Annotated in this window: 15 protein-coding genes; 6 read left to right on the forward strand and 9 right to left on the reverse strand. The window is 58.5% G+C overall.

The annotated features are described in order from the left end of the window. Window positions 1–104 precede the first annotated feature (104 nt). Together H8F21_RS18570 and trmA are read left to right on the forward strand one after the other, a co-directional pair. On the forward strand, window positions 105–1,400 hold the full coding sequence (locus H8F21_RS18570; protein WP_136478243.1) for an NCS2 family permease: 1,296 nt from the start codon (window positions 105–107) through the stop codon (window positions 1,398–1,400). After that, the gene (trmA, locus tag H8F21_RS18575; protein WP_203480406.1) at window positions 1,397–2,482 is read left to right on the forward strand and encodes a tRNA (uridine(54)-C5)-methyltransferase TrmA; all 1,086 of its coding nucleotides are present in this window, start codon (window positions 1,397–1,399) and stop codon (window positions 2,480–2,482) included. Before H8F21_RS18570 ends, trmA begins: the two co-directional genes overlap by 4 nt. Window positions 2,483–2,537: 55 nt before the next feature. Here trmA and H8F21_RS18580 read toward each other — a convergent pair whose 3' ends face one another. Beyond that, the gene (locus H8F21_RS18580) at window positions 2,538–3,704 is read right to left on the reverse strand and encodes an alkaline phosphatase family protein (RefSeq protein ID WP_203480404.1); all 1,167 of its coding nucleotides are present in this window, start codon (window positions 3,702–3,704) and stop codon (window positions 2,538–2,540) included. 164 nt (window positions 3,705–3,868) lie between these two features. Here H8F21_RS18580 and H8F21_RS18585 point away from each other — a divergent pair, with 164 nt between their 5' ends. Beyond that, complete coding sequence (locus H8F21_RS18585; RefSeq protein WP_203480402.1) at window positions 3,869–4,729, forward strand: shikimate dehydrogenase; 861 nt, start codon at window positions 3,869–3,871, stop codon at window positions 4,727–4,729. Between the two features lie 49 nt (window positions 4,730–4,778). On the opposite strand, the gene H8F21_RS18590 is transcribed toward H8F21_RS18585, so the two are convergent. Next, on the reverse strand, window positions 4,779–5,447 hold the full coding sequence (locus H8F21_RS18590; RefSeq protein WP_136478247.1) for a TetR/AcrR family transcriptional regulator: 669 nt from the start codon (window positions 5,445–5,447) through the stop codon (window positions 4,779–4,781). Between the two features lie 77 nt (window positions 5,448–5,524). Next, window positions 5,525–7,432 (reverse strand): 3-dehydroshikimate dehydratase QuiC, encoded by a 1,908-nt coding sequence (quiC, locus tag H8F21_RS18595; RefSeq protein WP_203480400.1) that lies wholly within the window; start codon window positions 7,430–7,432, stop codon window positions 5,525–5,527. A 300-nt stretch (window positions 7,433–7,732) separates the two neighbouring features. On the opposite strand from quiC, the gene H8F21_RS18600 reads away from it, so the two are divergent. Further along, the gene (locus H8F21_RS18600; RefSeq protein ID WP_203585138.1) at window positions 7,733–9,073 is read left to right on the forward strand and encodes an MFS transporter; all 1,341 of its coding nucleotides are present in this window, start codon (window positions 7,733–7,735) and stop codon (window positions 9,071–9,073) included. On the opposite strand, the gene H8F21_RS18605 is transcribed toward H8F21_RS18600, so the two are convergent. The 3 genes from H8F21_RS18605 to pcaH form a co-directional block, all read right to left on the reverse strand. Continuing rightward, window positions 9,070–9,948, reverse strand: coding sequence for a DMT family transporter (locus H8F21_RS18605; protein WP_203480394.1), 879 nt, complete (start codon window positions 9,946–9,948; stop codon window positions 9,070–9,072). The two genes, H8F21_RS18600 and H8F21_RS18605, sit on opposite strands and share 4 nt — an antisense overlap. Before the next feature lie 244 nt (window positions 9,949–10,192). Beyond that, on the reverse strand, window positions 10,193–10,798 hold the full coding sequence (pcaG, locus tag H8F21_RS18610) for a protocatechuate 3,4-dioxygenase subunit alpha (RefSeq protein ID WP_203480391.1): 606 nt from the start codon (window positions 10,796–10,798) through the stop codon (window positions 10,193–10,195). Window positions 10,799–10,808: 10 nt separating this feature from the next. Further along, window positions 10,809–11,528 (reverse strand): protocatechuate 3,4-dioxygenase subunit beta, encoded by a 720-nt coding sequence (gene pcaH / locus H8F21_RS18615; protein WP_203480388.1) that lies wholly within the window; start codon window positions 11,526–11,528, stop codon window positions 10,809–10,811. Window positions 11,529–11,728: 200 nt separating this feature from the next. Here pcaH and ypfJ point away from each other — a divergent pair, with 200 nt between their 5' ends. Continuing rightward, window positions 11,729–12,610: a KPN_02809 family neutral zinc metallopeptidase gene (gene ypfJ, locus H8F21_RS18620; RefSeq protein WP_203480385.1), complete on the forward strand. Its 882-nt coding sequence runs from the start codon at window positions 11,729–11,731 to the stop codon at window positions 12,608–12,610. Window positions 12,611–12,809: 199 nt separating this feature from the next. Then, window positions 12,810–14,729 (forward strand): methyl-accepting chemotaxis protein, encoded by a 1,920-nt coding sequence (locus H8F21_RS18625; RefSeq protein WP_203480383.1) that lies wholly within the window; start codon window positions 12,810–12,812, stop codon window positions 14,727–14,729. A 52-nt stretch (window positions 14,730–14,781) separates the two neighbouring features. On the opposite strand, the gene ggt is transcribed toward H8F21_RS18625, so the two are convergent. From ggt to H8F21_RS18640, 3 genes are all read right to left on the reverse strand, one after another. Continuing rightward, window positions 14,782–16,449 carry a gamma-glutamyltransferase gene (ggt, locus tag H8F21_RS18630; protein ID WP_203480380.1) on the reverse strand — a complete coding sequence of 556 codons (1,668 nt, stop codon included), beginning with the start codon at window positions 16,447–16,449 and terminating at the stop codon, window positions 14,782–14,784. 117 nt (window positions 16,450–16,566) lie between these two features. Further along, window positions 16,567–17,463, reverse strand: a complete 897-nt coding sequence (locus tag H8F21_RS18635; RefSeq protein WP_203480375.1) for a LysR substrate-binding domain-containing protein — start codon at window positions 17,461–17,463, stop codon at window positions 16,567–16,569. A gap of 67 nt (window positions 17,464–17,530) precedes the next feature. After that, window positions 17,531–18,121, reverse strand: coding sequence for an NADPH:quinone oxidoreductase MdaB (locus H8F21_RS18640; protein WP_203480371.1), 591 nt, complete (start codon window positions 18,119–18,121; stop codon window positions 17,531–17,533). Between the last annotated feature and the right edge of the window lie 67 nt (window positions 18,122–18,188).

The following is an 18,188-nucleotide window of genomic DNA, read 5'->3' on the forward strand; positions in this document are numbered from 1 at the left end:
TTTTTTGCGGCCCATTCAAAATCCACATACCGTCCGGTACGGTCTGTGCTTTGCTGATGGGGTCGATACATTCACGGCGCCGGGGCGCGCCACGGGGAGCAGGCATGCTGGAAAGGCTGTTTCAACTAAAAGCACACAACACCAATGTCCGCACCGAAATTCTCGCGGGCGTCACTACCTTCCTGGCCATGGCCTATATCCTGTTCGTCAACCCGAGCATTCTCGGCGAGACAGGCATGGATAAAGGTGCACTGTTCGTCGCTACCTGCCTGGCTGCCGCCATCGGTTCGACGACCATGGGCTTGATCGCCAACTATCCGATCGCCCTGGCACCGGGCATGGGCTTGAACGCGTTCTTCACTTATACCGTGGTCCTGCATATGGGGCACACCTGGCAGGTGGCGTTGGGTGCGGTGTTCATTTCCGCCGTGCTGTTCTTCCTGCTGTCGATCTTTCGCATCCGTGAATGGATCGTCAACAGCATTCCGCTGCCCCTGCGCTCGGCTATTGCTGCAGGTATCGGCCTATTCCTGGCGCTGATCGCCTTGCATAATGCTGGCATCGTGGTGGATAACCCGGCGACCCTGGTGGGTCTGGGCGACCTCAAGCAGCCAGCGCCGATCCTCGCCACCCTGGGCTTCTTCCTGATCGTCGCCCTGGAAGCGATGAAAGTGCGTGGTGCAGTGCTGATCGGCATTCTGGCGGTGACCGTGGCGTCGATCGTCATGGGTGTAACCCCGTTCAATGGCGTCGTGTCGATGCCGCCATCGCTGGCCCCAACCTTCCTGCAACTGGACATCAAGGGGGCATTGGATGTTGGTCTGATCAGCGTCATCTTCGCCTTCCTGTTCGTTGACCTGTTCGACAACTCCGGCACCCTGATCGGCGTAGCCAAGCGCGCCGGCCTGATGCGCAAAGATGGCCACATGCCGAAAATGGGCCGTGCCCTGATCGCCGACAGTACTGCGGCCATGGCCGGTTCCCTGCTCGGTACCTCGACCACCACCAGCTACATCGAATCGGCTGCGGGCGTGAGTGCTGGCGGACGCACGGGTCTGACAGCCATCGTGGTTGCCGTCCTGTTCCTCCTGGCGCTGTTCTTCGCCCCACTGGCCGGCAGTGTTCCAGCTTTCGCCACCGCTCCGGCACTGTTGTTCGTCGCCGTTTTGATGGCCTCGGGCCTGGCTGAAATAAACTGGGACGACATTACCGAGGCAGCCCCCGTGGTCGTGACCGCGCTGGCCATGCCGCTGACCTACTCGATTGCCAACGGCATCGCTTTCGGTTTCATTTCCTGGACCGCGATCAAGTTGCTCTCCGGTCGTCGCCATGACCTTAACGCAGCCCTGGTGATTCTTTCGATCCTGTTCGTCATCAAGCTGGGCTGGTTCAACGCATGAGTGCTGTATTAGACCCTTCGAACTACACCCAGCAACTCGACGCCAAGGCTGCACGCCTGCGCGAGTTGCTGGCGCCTTTTGATGCACCCGAGCCTGCGGTGTTTGATTCGCCACGCGAGCACTATCGCCTGCGTGCCGAATTTCGCCTGTGGCGTGAGAACGAACAACGTTTCTACGCAATGTTCGCCCCGGGCGAGAAGCACACGCCGATCCTGATCGAAGACTTCCCGATTGCCAGCCTGCGTATCAATGATTTGATGCCGCGGCTCAAGGCTGCATGGCAAGCCAGTTCGGCACTGAGTTTCAAGCTGTTCCAGGTGGAGTTTCTCACCACGCTGGCCGGCGATGCGATGATCACCCTGTGCTATCACCGCCCTCTGGACGAGCACTGGGAGGCAGCGGCGCAGCAACTGGCCAAAGACCTTGACGTAAGCATCATTGGTCGCTCCAAGGGCAAACGCCTGGTGATCGGACGCGACTACGCAGTCGAGGAACTGCAGGTCGCCGGCCGTAGCTTCCGCTATCGCCAGCCTGAAGGCGCGTTCACCCAGCCCAACGGTACGGTGAACCAGAAGATGCTCAACTGGGCCTACGAGGCGCTCGGCGAGCGTCAGGACGACTTGCTTGAGTTGTACTGTGGCAACGGCAACTTCACCCTGCCGTTGGCGACGCGGGTGCGCAAAGTGCTGGCCACCGAGATCAGCAAGACCTCGGTCAACGCCGCCTTGCACAACCTCGATGACAACGGCGTGAATAACGTGCGCCTGGTACGACTATCTGCCGAAGAACTGACCGAAGCATTGAACGAGGTGCGTCCATTCCGTCGCCTCGAAGGCATCGACCTCAAGAGCTACCAGTTCGGCAGCGTCTTCGTTGATCCGCCGCGTGCCGGTATGGACCCGGATACCTGCGAACTGACCCGACGCTTCGACAATATCCTGTACATCTCTTGCAACCCGGAAACCCTCGCGGCGAACATCGCCCAATTGCACGACACCCACCGCATCGAGCGCTGCGCGCTGTTCGATCAGTTCCCGTATACCCACCACATGGAAAGTGGTGTGTTGCTGGTTCGACGCTAACTAGGTAAGCGCGGGGCAAGCCCGCGCCGCCTGCGCTAATCCGCGCAGGCGTGGATTAGCGCAGCGCCCCTGAACACATCAGCAACGGCACCAACTGGTCGTCATCGGTCAACGCGCCGTGGTGCCCACGCCACTGGCTGGCGTGTTTTTCCATTTCACTGCGAATAATTCCACCGGCCCCTGTTGGCACCACGATCAGGTCGCCAATCCGCGCCTCGGCATCGCTGAGCAGTACATCACCGAACAGTCCTGCAGAGATGGCCTGGGCCTTGGAAAACACCCGATAATCGTCACCCAGACGATTTTGCCAACGTTCGTGCACCCGGTCCTGCTGTGCAGGGACATACAAATAACGCGCACGCACATCCCCGGCAATCGCGCGTACGCCCTCCTGCAACACCGGGTCTGAGTCGAAGTCGCGCACCTGCTCGCTATCGAGCGTCAACATTCCATGATCCGCGATCACCATGACCTGCGCCCGCTCCGGCAACTTGCTGACAATGGCTTGCGCCAATTGATCAGCAATTTCCAGTTGTTTGAGCCACGCCTGCGAACCTGGCCCGAACAAATGCCCGGCAAAGTCCAGGTCGCCGAAATAGGCAAAGCAAAAAGACGGTTCGCCGCCTTCCAGCGCTGTGTTGATCAAGTCTGGATAGGCGTCGTAAGCAGGCGCCGGAAGAATCCGCCCGGCCTTGTAGATTGCCCTGCTGAAATCCGAATTGGCATAGCGACCCAGCATGACGGTACTGATGGCTATGCCCTGGGCGCTGGCTAGGCTCCAAGCGTCGGGAGGCGCAATGAAGGACTCGGGGGAAGGTGCTGCAGCAGGCTGCACGTCAGCTTGCAGGGCCGCAGTAGTCCAGGACAGCGGCGACAACTCGGTCTGCTCGTCCAGGGCAAAGCTGCAACCGACTATGCCATGGGCGCCACTGCCCAGCCCGGAAGTTACCGAGGCAAGGCTTGCGGCAGTCGTCGCCGGGAAGCCCACGCGAAAGTGCGAGTCCGGTTGCATCAGCGAGACCAGAAACGGTGCATGCCGGGCGTGAGCCCGCAACAGATTCCAGCCCAAGCCGTCAATCAACAGCAAGCAGGTCGCCTGAGAGCGGTCGAGGCGGAAATTGTTACGCAAACCCCGCCCTCCCAGCGCGGCAAAGATCGATTGGGTCAGGTTGGCCAGGCCTGGCCAGGTCGCCCCCATCAACTGCGAGTCTCTGAGCGGCATTGCCGTGTCTCCCTCCGTGGTCAAGTGCAGAACAGGTGTAGCACACGCTGTGCGATCAGCGCACAGAAAAGTGGGGCGCGGCGCTTTGACCAATTGACCAAATTAACCATCCAGTACATTTTCAGGAAGCATCTCTTCCCAAGAACAACAATGGAGTCAACCCGATGAATCCGGTTACCTCTCCCGGCATTCTTGCCGGCCTGATCGGTGCAGGCATCCAGGCGTCACGCACCCCGGCACTGCATGAGCACGAAGGCCGTGCATCAGGTCTGAACTACCTATATCGCTTGATCGACCTGGACGTCCTGAAGCTTGATAGCAGCGCCCTTGAACAGCTGCTTACCGCCGCCGAACGCATGGGATTCACCGGTTTGAACATCACGTTCCCGTGCAAGCAGGCAATTCTGCCACTGCTCGACGAGCTTTCCACAGAAGCCCGCGGCATTGGTGCGGTCAACACTGTGGTGCTCAAGGATGGCAAGCGCATCGGTCACAACACTGACTGCCTGGGCTTTGCCGAAGGCTTTCGTCGAGGTCTGGCCGATGCTGCTCGTAGCAAAGTGGTGCAGATGGGAGCCGGCGGTGCAGGAGCAGCGGTAGCTCATGCACTACTGACAGAAAGTGTCGGGCAACTGTTCGTGTTCGACGTCGAGACAGCCCGCGCACAAGCCTTGGTAGACAACCTCAATGCGCACTTTCGCGGTGCCCCGGCGCGCATCGGTCATGATTTGCCAAGCGCCTTGAGCGACGCTGATGGCCTGGTCAACACCACGCCCCTGGGCATGGCCAAACTTCCGGGCACCCCCGTACCAAAAGCCTTGCTGCGGCCTGAGTTGTGGGTCGCGGAAATCGTCTACTTCCCGTTGCAAACAGAGCTGTTGCGTGACGCCCGAGCCTTGGGCTGCCGCACCCTGGATGGCTCGAGCATGGCCGTATTTCAGGCGGTGAAGGCATTTGAACTGTTCAGTGGCTTGAAGCCGAATGCGGCGCGCATGCTGGAACACTTCAACAGCATGGGAAGGTGAAGTGCAGCGCGGGGCAAGTCGTGTTGACCTGCTCCACGGCTGCAAAAGATCACGCCTGCAAAAACTTGAGCACTGCCTCGCAAATCATTTCGCGGTGGCGCGCCTTGAGCGTCGCATCCTCGAAATCGACCTGGAACATCTCGCCAAAGGTGTTGCGATTTGAAACGCGATAGAAGCAGAAAGAGTTGATCAACAAGTGCACATCCAACGCCTCCAGGCCCTGGCGAAATACCCCCTCGGCAGCCCCGCGGCACAGTACTTCGTCAAGTGCCGCCAGCACGGTGCTGTTCATCGAGCGAATGGCCGATGAGCGCTTCACGTACTCAGCGTGATGCATGTTTTCGTTGCAGACGATGCGCACAAAATCGACGTTGCGATCATGGTGATCAAAAGTGAACTCCACCAGGCGCCGGATGCCTTGACGCGGCTCCAGCTCGGCCAGGTGCAAGCTGCTCTCGGTATTGCGTATATCACCGTAGAGTTTCTCCAGCACCTCCACGTACAGCTGCTCCTTGCTGTTGAAGTAGTAATAGATCATGCGCTTGGACGTTTGCGTGCGCTCGGCAATGGCATCGACCCGCGCCCCTGCGAGGCCCTCTTGGACAAACTCGCTGATAGCCGCCTGAAGAATATTCTCGCGGGTCTTTTCCGGATTGTTCTTGCGACCCTTGCGCGCCCCTGGTGTAGAGGCGGCGCAGAGTGCTGGAGTAGTTGTCATACGGGACTCGTGGCCAACAATTAACCCGGCGATTATGAGCTGCAGGGCACAAGGAAGAAAGCCTGCAGCCCAACCCTCTACAAACGTGCTGGCGACTGCACGCCTGTGCGCGCCTTGGCCATGGCTGCCAGACGCACCGCGACATTGGCTGCGCCATAGCCGCTGTAGCCATCGCGCCGCTGCAACACTTCAAAGAAGAAGCGCTCCTCGAACGGCTCGGTGTAGACGTGAAACAGCTCCCCGCCCTGGGCATCACGATCGTAAAGCACATTGTAGTAGGCCAGCTCGCTGAGAAACTCATCATCGAAGTCGAAGCGTGCAGCCAGGTCGTCGTAATAGTTGAGCGGAATGTCGAGCAAGGCCACGCCGGCCTCTTTGGCCTGTTTTACCGCAGCAAAGATGTCATCGCACTCAAAGGCGATGTGGTGCACACCCGAGCCGCGATAGTGAGATAGCGCATGGGCAATGGCAGTATTGCGATTCTCCGAGATGTTCAAGGGCAGACGTATCGAACTGCAACGACTGCGCAAAGCACGGCTCTTGACCAGGCCATAGGGATCGGGCAACACCACTTCGTCATCGGCGGTGAAATCCAGCACGCTTTTATAGAACAGCGCCCAGCTGTCCAGGCCATCAGCGGGCAACGCCAGGGCCATGTGATCGATGCGTTTGAGACCCAGGCCTTTGCCTGAGGCTTGCACTTGGCTGAAGTCGGTATCGTAGATAGTTCGACCCAGCGCATCCTGATCGACCAGGTAGATCAGGCTGCCATCTGGAGCACGTACAGCTGCCAGTTCACGCTCATTCGGGCCGACCAGACCACGATAAGGTTGGCCCTGGTAAGCAACCGCTCGTGCCAAAGCCTGCGCGCTGTCCTTGACCCGGATTGCGGTGGCACACAACGACGGACCATGACTCTCGAAAAAGTTGTGCGCAAACGAATAGGGCTCGGCATTGAGGATCAAATTGATATCGCCCTGACGCAACAAGCTGACATTCTTCGAACGGTGCGCACCGGCGCGGCTGAACCCCAGACGCTCCAGCCAATTGCCAAGCTTGGCTCCCAGGGCATCATCCACCGCGAACTCAAGGAACTCGATCCCATCGTAGGCATTGGCCGCAGGAGGCGCGAACAACAGATCATCGAGCGGCTGCCGAGCCTGCTGTTCAAGACGCTGGCGAGTCTTTTCCTCAAGGTACAGCAGCGAACGCAGGCCATCGGCTGCATTGGCCCTGGGCGGCGCGGCGCGAAAGCCATCGTTGAAGATTTCCAGCGACAAGGGCCCACGGTAACCACTGGCCAGAATCGGTGCCAAAAAGCCTGCCAGGTCAAACTCGCCCTGCCCCGGGAAACAGCGAAAATGGCGGCTCCACTCCAGCACATCCATCGCCAGCAGCGGCGCGTCGGCCATCTGCACGAAAAAAATCTTGTCCCCGGGGACCTGGGCAATTGCCGCAGGATCGCCCTTGAGCGACAAGGTATGAAAACTGTCGAGAATCATCCCCAGGCTTGGATGATCCGCAGCCTGGACGATTTTCCAGACCTGCTGCCAGGTGTTTACATGGCGTCCCCAGGCCAGCGCCTCGTAACCGATTCGCAGGCCACGCGCACCTGCTCGTTCCGCCAGCAGGCGCAGATCATCAACCAGCAACTGACGCTCGCCCAAAGAGTCGGCGGCGACATTGCTGCACACCAGCACCAGGTCGGTTTCCAGTTCCTGCATCAAGTCGAACTTGCGCTCGGCGCGATCCAGATTGCGCCCCAGACGATCACGACGGCAGCCTTCAAAATCTCGAAACGGTTGGAACAGGCTGATGGTCAGACCCAGGTCGGCGCAGCGCTGGCGAATTTCTCGCGGGCTGCCGGCGTAGTACAGCAGGTCATTTTCAAAGATCTCGACCCCATCGAAGCCCGCCGCAGCGATAGCTTCAAGTTTCTCCGGCAGGGTACCGCTCAAGGATACGGTGGCAATCGAACGCTGCATTTTTATGGCTCCGATGGGCAGGCAATACCCGGATATCGCGATTATTGGAGCTGAGCACTTTTTGCTCAATAAAAAAGGGACTAACCGGTTAGTTTTGTGTTCGATTATCGCCCATAATAGCGATCCACGAATTGACCCGTTTTTGACCACAGGCGCACCATTTCGACACAGGGCAACGCGATCCACGGGCCAAAAGCTCATTGACGCTTGCCGTTTCAATCGACAGCCGGCACCCCGGCGGCTTTGAGCATTGCGTCACCAGGCTTGACCCATAAACATAAAAATACGGGTAACCTTCCCATGATTCATTCGCAAAGCACCCGCATAGCCCAGCCAATGGTCAGTACTGCGCACGCCGGTATCGGCGACAAAATTCGAGGTGCCATGGCGGTCGGCAAGATCCGTTGGTCCATGCTTGCCCTGGTATTTTTCGCCACAACCCTGAACTACATCGACCGCGCCGCCCTTGGCGTCATGCAGCCCATCCTGGCCAAAGAAATGAGCTGGACAGCGATGGACTACGCCAACATCAACTTCTGGTTTCAGGTCGGCTACGCCATTGGCTTTGTCCTTCAGGGACGCTTGATCGACCGCATCGGTGTCAAGCGTGTGTTCTTCTGCGCCGTGCTGCTCTGGAGCCTGGCCACCGGCGCCCATGGCCTGGCCACTTCAGCGGCAGGTTTCATGGTCTGCCGATTCATTCTTGGCTTGACCGAGGCGGCCAACTACCCCGCGTGCGTCAAAACCACGCGCTTGTGGTTCCCGGCAGGCGAGCGCGCAGTGGCCACTGGCATATTCAATGCCGGAACTAACGTGGGGGCGATGTTCACGCCAATGTTGCTGCCGCTGGTTCTCACCGTATGGGGGTGGCAGGCCGCTTTTTTTGGCATGGCGGCGCTCGGTCTGGTCTGGGTGATTTTCTGGGGCTTGAAGTACTTCAATCCGGAAGACCATCCAACCGTCAGCAAAGAAGAGCTGGCCTACGTGCAGAGTGAAGTTGAACCCGATCAGGCTCGTGTCCCGTTCTCACGCATCCTGCGCATGCGCGGCACCTGGGCATTCGCGCTGGCCTATTCGATGACAGCGCCGGTGTTCTGGTTCTATCTGTACTGGCTGCCGCCTTTTCTCAACCAGCAGTACAGCCTGGGGATCAACGTGACGCAGATGGGTATTCCACTGATCGTCATCTACATCAGCGCCGACTTCGGCAGCATCGGCGGCGGCATTCTCTCGTCGTTCCTGATCGGCCGTGGCATGGCCCCGGTCAAGGCGCGCCTGCTGTCGATGCTGTTGTTCGCTGTCACTATCATCGGCGTGATCTTTGCCGCAGGTGCCAGCAGCTTGTGGGTAGCAGTGATGGCCATTGCCCTGGCAATTGCCGCACACCAGGCATGGACTGCCAATATCTGGAGCCTGGTGATGGACTACACGCCCAAGCACATGATGAGTACGGTATTCGGTTTCGGCGGGATGTGCGCAGCTATTGGCGGGATGTTCATGACCCAGTTGGTGGGCTATATCCTGACCACCACCAACAACAATTACACCTTGCTGTTCACCATGATCCCGGCCATGTACTTCATTGCGCTGATCTGGATGTACCTGCTGGCGCCACGCAAGGTGCCGAAAGTTGAAGCTTAACGCCTGCGTTGCAACCAGGCTGCGCCGAGTCCGCTCAAGCAGATCAAGGCAATACCGATCAGCCCGGCCATGTCCGGGCTGTGTCCGAACAGCACCAGGCCGAGTACTCCGGCAAACACGATCTGACAATAACTGAATGGCGCCAGCATGGCCGGTGGCGCATGCCGGAAGGCCTGGGTCAGAAACAGGTGCGCGGTCATCCCGAAAGTACCCAGTGCCACTGCCATCAGCCCGTGAATCAGGCTCGGCGTCTGCCAGAACATCGGTACAACAGCACTCATCACCAGCGTATTGAGCAAGCCGGTAAAGAAGTTGCTGGTGGTGGGGCTATCAATACCGCTGAGTTTGCGGGTCAGTAATTGGTAGAAACAGAAACACAAGGCCGAACCGAAAGGCAGCAACACCGCAGGTTTGAACAGTTCACCGCCAGGATGAATGATCACCGTCACCCCGACAAAGCTCACCAACACTGCCACCCACTGACCTCGAGTGACCTTCTCGCCCAGCAAGGGTAGCGACAGCGCTGTCACCAGCAATGGCGCAAGGAAGTTGACCGCCGTCGCTTCGGCGAGCGGGATGTATTGCAAGGCGGTAGTAAACAAAAGGCTGGTGCCCAGCAGGCACAAGGCCCGCACGGCTTGCAGACCCGGTCGTTTGGTGCGCAACACGCGCAGCCCGGACTGCGGCAGAAAAATCACCATCATCAGCAGGGTATGCACCAGGTAACGCGCCCACACCACCCACAGGATCGGATAAAACCCGGCCAGGTACTTGGACAACGCGTCGTGACTGGCAAACAGGAACGTTGCCAACACCACCAGCAAAATGCCCCGTAATGGCTGGCTGGTATCGGTGAGCGAGGTAGGACGGGGCATTTGCTCGGCTCGCAGGATAGCGCTGCAACAGCAGCGGACTGGACGGGTCAGTCTATAGGGTTATTTTGCATGGGCAACCCGCGTGGCTCGCTGGTGAGCCGCTCAAGAAGATTGAAGGCGCGTTGGATCTGACCGCCAGCCATGGTTTCGGTCCCTGGGATGTGTGCCGATGCTAAAGAGCCACGGCCAAAGCGCCGATAATCGCGGGGCGTCTCTATTTGCCCCGCGACAGGATCCACTCACCTCAGAAGTCGAAAAATACCGTCTCGTCTTCACCTTGAATACGAATGTCGAAGCGATAGGCCAACTTGCCATCAACTTCACAACGGGTCGCCACCAGTGTTTCGCGTCGTTGCGGTTGCTCGATCAGGTTGAGCACCGGGCACTGGCTGTTGGCCTGGGCCTCATCATCGAAGTACAGGCGCGTTTGCAGATGAATGTTGATTCCCCTGGCAAACAAGCTGACATTGATATGCGGCGCCATCGGTACACCTGCACCATTGTTCACCACGCCCGGCTTGACGGTATGCAGGGTCCATTCACCCGCATCAAAGGTGGTGGCGGTACGGGCAAAGCTATTGAAGGGCTTTTCCAGATCGAAATCGCTCTGGTACTGGCCATTGTGATCTGCCTGCCAGAACTCCAGGAACGAGTCGCGCACCAAGTGGCCATTGCCATCGTAGACGTTGCCGAACACCAGAATATGCTCACCGGGCGCATCCTGGCGTGCCATGCGGTTCCAGATTTCCTGATCACGGCCAGGGTTGCCGGCCGCTTCCAGGGCCAGACCAATGTGGACATACGGACCAGCGGTCTGCGAAGGGGTTTCTGGCAGCAATTGAATGGGCATAGACACCTCCTCAGCAGTTTTCAAAATGGGTTTTGCGCTGGCCGCGCAAGACGATGTCAAAACGATAAGCCAGGCAATCCATCGGGTTGCCGTTGCTCATGTCCAGGCGTGCGATCAGGCTCTGCACTGCTTCAGGGTTGGTGATCGATTTGACGATAGGGCACATCGGAATCAATGGATCACCCTCGAAGTACAGCTGGGTGATCAAGCGCGTGGCAATCGACGGGCCGCTGATCGACACATGAATGTGCGCCGGGCGCCAGTCGTTTGGACCATTGCGCCAGGGGTACGGACCCGGCTTGATAGTGCGGAAACTGTAATAGCCTTCGCTGTTGGTCAAGGCGCGGCCGACACCACCAAAATTGGGGTCCAGCGGTGCCAGATAGCGGTCGTTCTTGTGGCGGTAGCGGCCGCCGGCGTTGGCTTGCCAGATTTCTACCAAGGTGTGCGGAATCGGCTTTCCATACTGATCGCAGACGCGGCCGGCAAGAATGATCCGCTCGCCAATCGGCAAACCGCCATTGTTGAAATTGAGCAGCAAGTCATGATCGTGCTGGCCAAACTTCAGATGGGAGAAATCCGGACCCGTGCTTTCGCTGATCGATTGGGGAATGCTCACCAGCGCCTGCCGTGGCGAACGGGCAATGGAGGTTTTGTAGTCTGGGGTAAGGGCTTTTGGATGCCAGTTGCGATCACGGATAGCGAAGCGCCTATTGTCTTGCGCAGACATGCCGTTCTCCTGTCTTGGAATTATTGGAGCGCCTGGTCGTGGCAGGCGAGCTTGCAGTTTCCGATAAGCAGGCTGTAGATAACATTGAAAAGAGTCCGGGCTAACATAACCAAATGGTTATGCTTAACGCAGGAACCTGACAGAGCAATGGCGGGTGAACTAATCTTTGAGCTCATGTTTCCAAGCGCAGGAGAGCACTCATGCAATGGCGAAAAGGCAGGCGTAGCGACAATGTGGTCGATGCCCGGGGTGAGGGTGGCGGCGGCATGCGCTTCGGCGGTGGCAAGGGCCTGAGCATAGGCGCGATCCTGTTGATCGTCGGCATCGGCTGGGTAACAGGGCAGGATCCTCTGCAGATACTCGGCCAGTTGGCCGGGCAGATGGATCAGCAAAGCGCCCCCGTCAGTAGCGGCCCTGCAAAGGCTCCCCCAGCCAACGACGAACAAGCAGAATTCGTCGCCTCGATTCTGGGTGACACTGAAGACACCTGGCAGGCGATCTTCGCCCAGGCTGGTCGTCAATACAAAGACCCGACCCTGACCCTGTTCAGCGGCCAGATCAATTCAGCGTGCGGGTTCGCTTCGTCGGCTGTCGGCCCGTTCTATTGCCCGGCCGACCAGAAGGTCTATCTGGACATGAGCTTCTTCCGGGAAATGGAGCAGCGCTTCTCTGCTGCGGGTGATTTCGCCCAGGCTTATGTTATTGCCCATGAAGTCGGCCACCACGTGCAGACCCTGCTGGGTGTTTCGACCAAAGTCCAGGCCGCGCGCCAGCGGGGCGAACGTATGGAGGGCGATAACGGCCTGCTGGTTCGTCAGGAGTTACAGGCCGACTGCCTGGCAGGTGTCTGGGCCTACCAGGCGCAGCAACGTCTGAACTGGCTTGAGCCAGGTGACATCGAGGAAGCCTTGAACGCCGCCAACGCGATTGGTGATGATCGTCTGCAACAACAAGGTCAGGGTCGTGTAGTACCGGACTCGTTCACTCACGGCACGTCCCAGCAGCGTGTACGCTGGTTTAAAACCGGATTCGCCAAGGGTGATATCAACCAGTGTGACACCTTCGCTGCCCGCGCCTTGTAGCCCTCGCTTCTGTTGCCGCGGCAGTCTTTGGTCTGCCGCGGCAACACCTCGAAACGACCATTGAGCATATTTGCTGAAAAAGCGTTTCAGCTCCGGCGCAAGCCGCCGATAAACCCTGCTCAAAGCATCGACTGGCCTTCAAAAAGAACAACCTTCCAGCGATATGGATCAAGAAGCACAACGTTCCTGGAGGGACTGTATGAATAGCTGGTTTGCCAACATCAGCGTCAACCTGAAACTTGGCCTGGGCTTCGGCCTGGTGCTGCTGCTCACCAGTCTGCTGGCCTTGACCGGCTGGAACAGCATGGGTGGATTGATCAATCGCAGCAACTGGATGAGCGACATCACCCAGCTCAACAGCGACTTGACCAACCTGCGCATCACCCGCCTGCAGTACATGCTGACCAATGGCGACGATGCCGCCGCCGGCAACGTGCAGGTCAAGTTGAATGCCTTCAGTGAACAACAACAGAAGCTGCTTAAAAGCTTCAAGAGCCCGGAAAACGTCAAGCTGCTCCAGGACCTGGGCCAGACCATTAGCGAGTACCAGGTTTCGATCAATAAAATGCGCGCGGGCTACAAAACCAGCCTTGCCGCGCGAGACGCGATGAACCTGGCAGCCTCACGCGCCATCGAACTGGTGGAGGCGATCAATCGCGATATTCTCGCCCTGCCCGAAAGCGACGCCAGCCGTCTGGATCAGTTCCGCACTATCACCCAGGCCAAAGAGCAACTGTTTCAAGTACGCCTGGCAGTGCGCAGCTACATCGCCGACATCAGCAGCGAAACCGAACAACTGGCCCTGCGTCAGCTGGATGGCGCGCTCGCTGAAATTGCCGGTCTGAACCGTCAGATGCCGAATGAGGCAGCGCGTATCCAGCAGTTCGAAAGTGCCGTGCTGGCTTACCGCGATGCCGTGCGCCAGTTCCGCGATGCCACTGCCGATGTTGCTGTCGCTCGCCAGGAAATGACCGTACAAGGCGCGACGATCGTCAAGACCAGTGATGCCCTGTACAAAATCCAGCTCGATCGTCGAGACAGCGAAAGTGCCCAGGCCCGCACTTTGCAGATCACCGCGACGCTGCTGGCATTGCTGGTCGGCATACTGGCTGCAGTGATCATCACCCGCCAGATCACCCGCCCGCTGCGCGAGACCCTGGCCGTGGTGGAAAAGATCGCCTCCGGTGACCTCACCCACAACATGCACATTACCCGTCGCGACGAATTGGGCGTACTGCAACAAGGCATCCAGCGCATGGGCGCGACCTTGCGTGACCTCATCAGCGGTATCCGCGATGGCGTAACTCAGATCGCCAGCGCTGCCGAAGAGCTGTCGGCGGTGACCGAAGAAACCAGCGCCGGGGTCAACAGCCAGAAAGTCGAGACCGACCAGGTCGCTACCGCCATGCACGAAATGGCTGCCACCGTGCAAGAAGTCGCACGCAACGCTGAACACGCCTCCTCTGCCGCTACCGATGCCGACGCTCAGGCACGCGCCGGAGACCAGGTGGTTGCCGAGGCGATCGGCCAGATCGAACGCCTGGCTGAAGAAGTGCGTCGCTCCACCGAAGCCATGGGGCAGTTGCAGCAGGAAAGCCAGAAGATCGGCAGCGTCATGGATGTCATCAAGTCGGTTGCCGAACAGACCAACCTGCTGGCGCTGAACGCAGCGATCGAAGCAGCTCGCGCCGGTGAAGCCGGACGTGGCTTCGCGGTTGTTGCCGATGAAGTTCGCGGCCTGGCTCAACGCACGCAGAAGTCCACCGAAGAGATTGAAGAACTGGTGGCCGGCCTGCAGAGCGGCACTCAACAGGTGGCCAACGTAATGCTCGGCAGCCGCAACTTGACCGAAAGCAGTGTTGAGCTGACGCGCAAGGCCGGGGCTTCGCTGGAAAGCATCACGCGCACCGTGTCGAGCATTCAGTCGATGAACCAGCAGATTGCAGCTGCAGCCGAACAGCAGAGCGCAGTGGCCGAGCAGATCAGCCGCAGCATCCTCAATGTGCGTGACGTCTCGGAGCAGACCGCGGCGGCCAGCGATGAAACTGCGGCCTCCAGCGTTGAACTGGCTCGACTTGGCAACCAGCTACAAACCTTGGTCAGCCACTTCCGCGTCTGAGCATAAAAACCGAGCCGCTCCTACAGATCATGATCTGCAGGAGCGGTGGTGCTTACTTGATAACGTGTCCAACCCCACGACCACGTGGGTCGGAAGCGGTTTCCAACGTCGTGCCATTGACGCGGATCGCCTGGATATCACCCATTTCCCAACCTTGATCCTCAAGGATGTAACCCATCTTCTTCAGCTCTTCGGCAACCTTGCCGGTCAGCGGCGCGTAGGCATCGAAATAGATAGTGTCCTTAGGCAGCAGTTGGTGATGGACACGTTGTGCGGCTACGGCTTTTTCCAGTGGCAGGTTGTAGTCATACAGGTTGTTCAACACCTGGAAGATCGAAGTGAAAATCCGCGAGCCGCCCGGCGTGCCCAGTACCAACGTGACCTTGCCATCGCGCGTGACCAGCGTCGGCGCCATGGACGAGAGCATGCGCTTGCCCGGCTCGATGGCATTGGCATCGCCGCCCACCACGCCGAACGCATTGGCCACGCCTGGCTTGGAACTGAAGTCGTCCATCTCATCGTTGAGCAGGAAGCCCGCCCCCTTGACCACCACGCCACTGCCATAGTCCCAGTTCAGGGTGTAGGTGTTGCTGACCGCGTTACCCTCCTTGTCGACGATGGAGAAATGAGTGGTCTGATGCGGTTCCAGGCCCGGACGGACCTTTTCGGTTTCGGAAATTGCCGTCGGGTTGATCTCTTGGGCGCGTTTAACCAGGTAATCCTTGGCAATCAACTTATCCACAGGCACCTTGGAGAACGCCGGGTCTCCCAGGTAATCGGCACGGTCGGCAAACACGCGTTTCTCGATTTCTGCCAACAGATGGATGTAGCGGGCAGAGTTGAGTTCGACGCCCTTGAAGTCCGCTGCACGGTTTTCCTTGATGCCCAGCAGCTGTGCCAGGGCTACGCCGCCCGAGCTTGGCAGCGGAGCGGTATAGACCATGTTGCCGCGCCACTCGATCCCCATCGGATCACGCCATACAGCTTTGTAATCCTTGAGGTCATCTTTGCTGATCAAGCCGTTGTCGGCCTGCATCTGCGCGACCAGCAGATCGGCAGTCTTGCCCTGATAGAACTCGCTGACGCCCTTGTCGGCAATGCGCTCCAGCGTTTGCGCCAACTCAGGCTGCTTGAAGGTTTCGCCAACTTTCATGGTGCCGAAGTAGTCATTGAAGTTAGTACTGTCCTTGAACAATCCCAAGGCATCTTCGCGATACTGGTATTGCTTGGCAGCAATTTTGAAACCGTTTTTCGCGTAGCCCACTGCCGGGGTGATCAACTCGGCCCAAGGCAACTTGCCGAACTTCTGATGCGCCTCCCACAAGCCCATCACCGTGCCTGGTACGCCAGCTGCGCGGGAACCGACCAGGCTCAGGTTTTCGATGATCTCGCCCTTTTCGTCCAGGTACATGTTGCGACTGGCCGCTTTGGGGGCCACTTCGCGGTAGTCGAGAAAGTAGGGTTTGCCATCCATGTACAGGGTCATGAAACCACCCCCACCGATGTTTCCGGCTTCAGGGTAGGTCACAGCCAGGGTAAAAGCAGTGGCGACGGCGGCGTCCACCGCGTTACCGCCTTTCTTGAGCACTTCAGCGGCTACCTGTGCACCATATTGATCAGGGGCGGCTACCGCGCCACCCTCCAACGTCACAGCGTAGGCCGATGAGCTGGCGATTATCGCGGCACTCAGGCCCAGGGTTCGGAACATCACAACGCGCATGAGAGCTTCCTTGGTGTTGTTTTCGTTGAACAGCCATTAAGGCTGATGTCCGAAAACTAATCAAACAGCGCCGGAGAAATCGCCGTTTGCAGGAAGGTTTTGTCGCGCTTGAAGCAATCAGCAGGCGTAGATCGCCAGCTTGTGCTGAATGAAATCGAGAAAACACTGAATGCGCAGGGCCAACTGCGAGTTGCGGTAGTACACAGCGTTGATTGGCTGACGATAGCCGCTGTTGAATTCGGGCAGCACCACCTGCAAACGTCCCGAACGAATGTCTTCATGCGTCATGAAGTGCGACAGGCAAGCAATGCCTTCTCCGGCCAGGGCCAGTGAACGCAAGGTTTCACCGCTGGAAGCAGACAGGCTTGGACGGATCAGCAGACGATCCCCTTCGGCATGACGTAACGGCCAATGGTTGAGCGTTTCGGTTTGGGTGAAGCCCAGCAGCGAATGCTCCAACAAGTCTTCGACTCGTTTGGGCTGGCCATGGCGCGCCAAATAGTCCGGGCTGGCCAACACGTTCAGTGGACTGCACCCCAACGAGCGCGCATGCAGGCTGGAGTCGGCCAACTCGCCAATACGAATGGCCACATCCGTACTCTGTTCGATCAAGTCGATGATCAAGTCGCTGGTATTGAGCTCCAACTGAATCTGCGGGTACAGCGTGCGGAACTCACTCACCCAGGGCACGATTGCGTGCAGCATGAAGGGCAAGGCAGCATTGATGCGCAGACGCCCGGAAGGCGTTTGGTGATGGACCGACAGGTGCTCTTCAAGATCGTCCATCTGCTGCAGGATCGACTTGGCCCGTTCGAAGAAAAACCGCCCCTCTTCAGTGAGGTCCATGCGCCGGGTGGTGCGGTTGATCAGCGTGGTGCCAAGCTTGGCTTCCAGGCGCGACAAGGTGCGACTGATCGCCGAAGGCGTCTGCCCGCCCTGTTCGGCTGCAGCGGAAATAGAGCCGCACTCGATGACCGAGACGAACACCTGCAATTCATCGGACCTGGCTTTCACGGCTGTACCTCGGAGTGAGCGACAGCCGTGATAGATAGCCGCTTGCAGCTGGCAACGCAAGGTTTCATCAGGCCTGGTTCTGGAAAACCTGGGCAAGGTGCTGCTCATAGGCAGCGACTGCAGCCTCGACGTTTGGACGCTTCATCACATCCACCGCCAGGTAAGTCGGCAACGCGCTCATACCGAGAAACTGATTGGCCTTGTGGAATGGGAAGTAGACGGCGTCCACACCCTTGCCTTCGAAGAAATCATCCGGGTCATCAAACGCTTGCTGCGGTGCGTTCCAGGTCAGAGAGAGCATGTATTGCTTGCCCTGAATCAGGCCGCCGCTCCCGTACTTCTGCGATGCATCGGAACGCGTGCGCCCATCGTTGGCATAGAGGCTGCTGTGACCTGCGGTAAACACCTCATCCAGGTACTGCTTGACCGTCCACGGAGCACCCATCCACCAACCTGGCATTTGATAGATGATCACATCAGCCCAAAGGAACTTCTGCACTTCTTCGTCGTTGTCATAACCGCCATCGATGTAAGTGGTCTTGACGTCGAAACCGGCACGGTCGAGGAACGCCAGGGCGGCCTCGTGCAAGGTTTCATTCAGACGGCCATCGGAGTGAGCAAACTTTTTACCGCCGTTGAGCAACAGGACCTTTTTCATCACTTGCCTCATCTGTCGTGCGATCAACTACGGCGTCTTGGCCGTCTGATCGGATCAATTTGGATGG

The organism is Pseudomonas arcuscaelestis, assembly GCF_016881005.1.
Taxonomy (GTDB): domain Bacteria; phylum Pseudomonadota; class Gammaproteobacteria; order Pseudomonadales; family Pseudomonadaceae; genus Aquipseudomonas; species Aquipseudomonas arcuscaelestis.

What these genes read in the sequence shown, in the direction of transcription:
- H8F21_RS18570 (WP_136478243.1), top strand. Translation starts at nt 105, where the DNA reads ATGCTGGAAAGGCTGTTTCAACTAAAAGCACACAACACCAATGTCCGC.
- trmA (WP_203480406.1), top strand. Translation starts at nt 1,397, where the DNA reads ATGAGTGCTGTATTAGACCCTTCGAACTACACCCAGCAACTCGACGCC.
- H8F21_RS18580 (WP_203480404.1), bottom strand. Translation starts at nt 3,704, where the DNA reads ATGCCGCTCAGAGACTCGCAGTTGATGGGGGCGACCTGGCCAGGCCTG.
- H8F21_RS18585 (WP_203480402.1), top strand. Translation starts at nt 3,869, where the DNA reads ATGAATCCGGTTACCTCTCCCGGCATTCTTGCCGGCCTGATCGGTGCA.
- H8F21_RS18590 (WP_136478247.1), bottom strand. Translation starts at nt 5,447, where the DNA reads ATGACAACTACTCCAGCACTCTGCGCCGCCTCTACACCAGGGGCGCGC.
- quiC (WP_203480400.1), bottom strand. Translation starts at nt 7,432, where the DNA reads ATGCAGCGTTCGATTGCCACCGTATCCTTGAGCGGTACCCTGCCGGAG.
- H8F21_RS18600 (WP_203585138.1), top strand. Translation starts at nt 7,733, where the DNA reads ATGATTCATTCGCAAAGCACCCGCATAGCCCAGCCAATGGTCAGTACT.
- H8F21_RS18605 (WP_203480394.1), bottom strand. Translation starts at nt 9,948, where the DNA reads ATGCCCCGTCCTACCTCGCTCACCGATACCAGCCAGCCATTACGGGGC.
- pcaG (WP_203480391.1), bottom strand. Translation starts at nt 10,798, where the DNA reads ATGCCCATTCAATTGCTGCCAGAAACCCCTTCGCAGACCGCTGGTCCG.
- pcaH (WP_203480388.1), bottom strand. Translation starts at nt 11,528, where the DNA reads ATGTCTGCGCAAGACAATAGGCGCTTCGCTATCCGTGATCGCAACTGG.
- ypfJ (WP_203480385.1), top strand. Translation starts at nt 11,729, where the DNA reads ATGCAATGGCGAAAAGGCAGGCGTAGCGACAATGTGGTCGATGCCCGG.
- H8F21_RS18625 (WP_203480383.1), top strand. Translation starts at nt 12,810, where the DNA reads ATGAATAGCTGGTTTGCCAACATCAGCGTCAACCTGAAACTTGGCCTG.
- ggt (WP_203480380.1), bottom strand. Translation starts at nt 16,449, where the DNA reads ATGCGCGTTGTGATGTTCCGAACCCTGGGCCTGAGTGCCGCGATAATC.
- H8F21_RS18640 (WP_203480371.1), bottom strand. Translation starts at nt 18,121, where the DNA reads ATGAAAAAGGTCCTGTTGCTCAACGGCGGTAAAAAGTTTGCTCACTCC.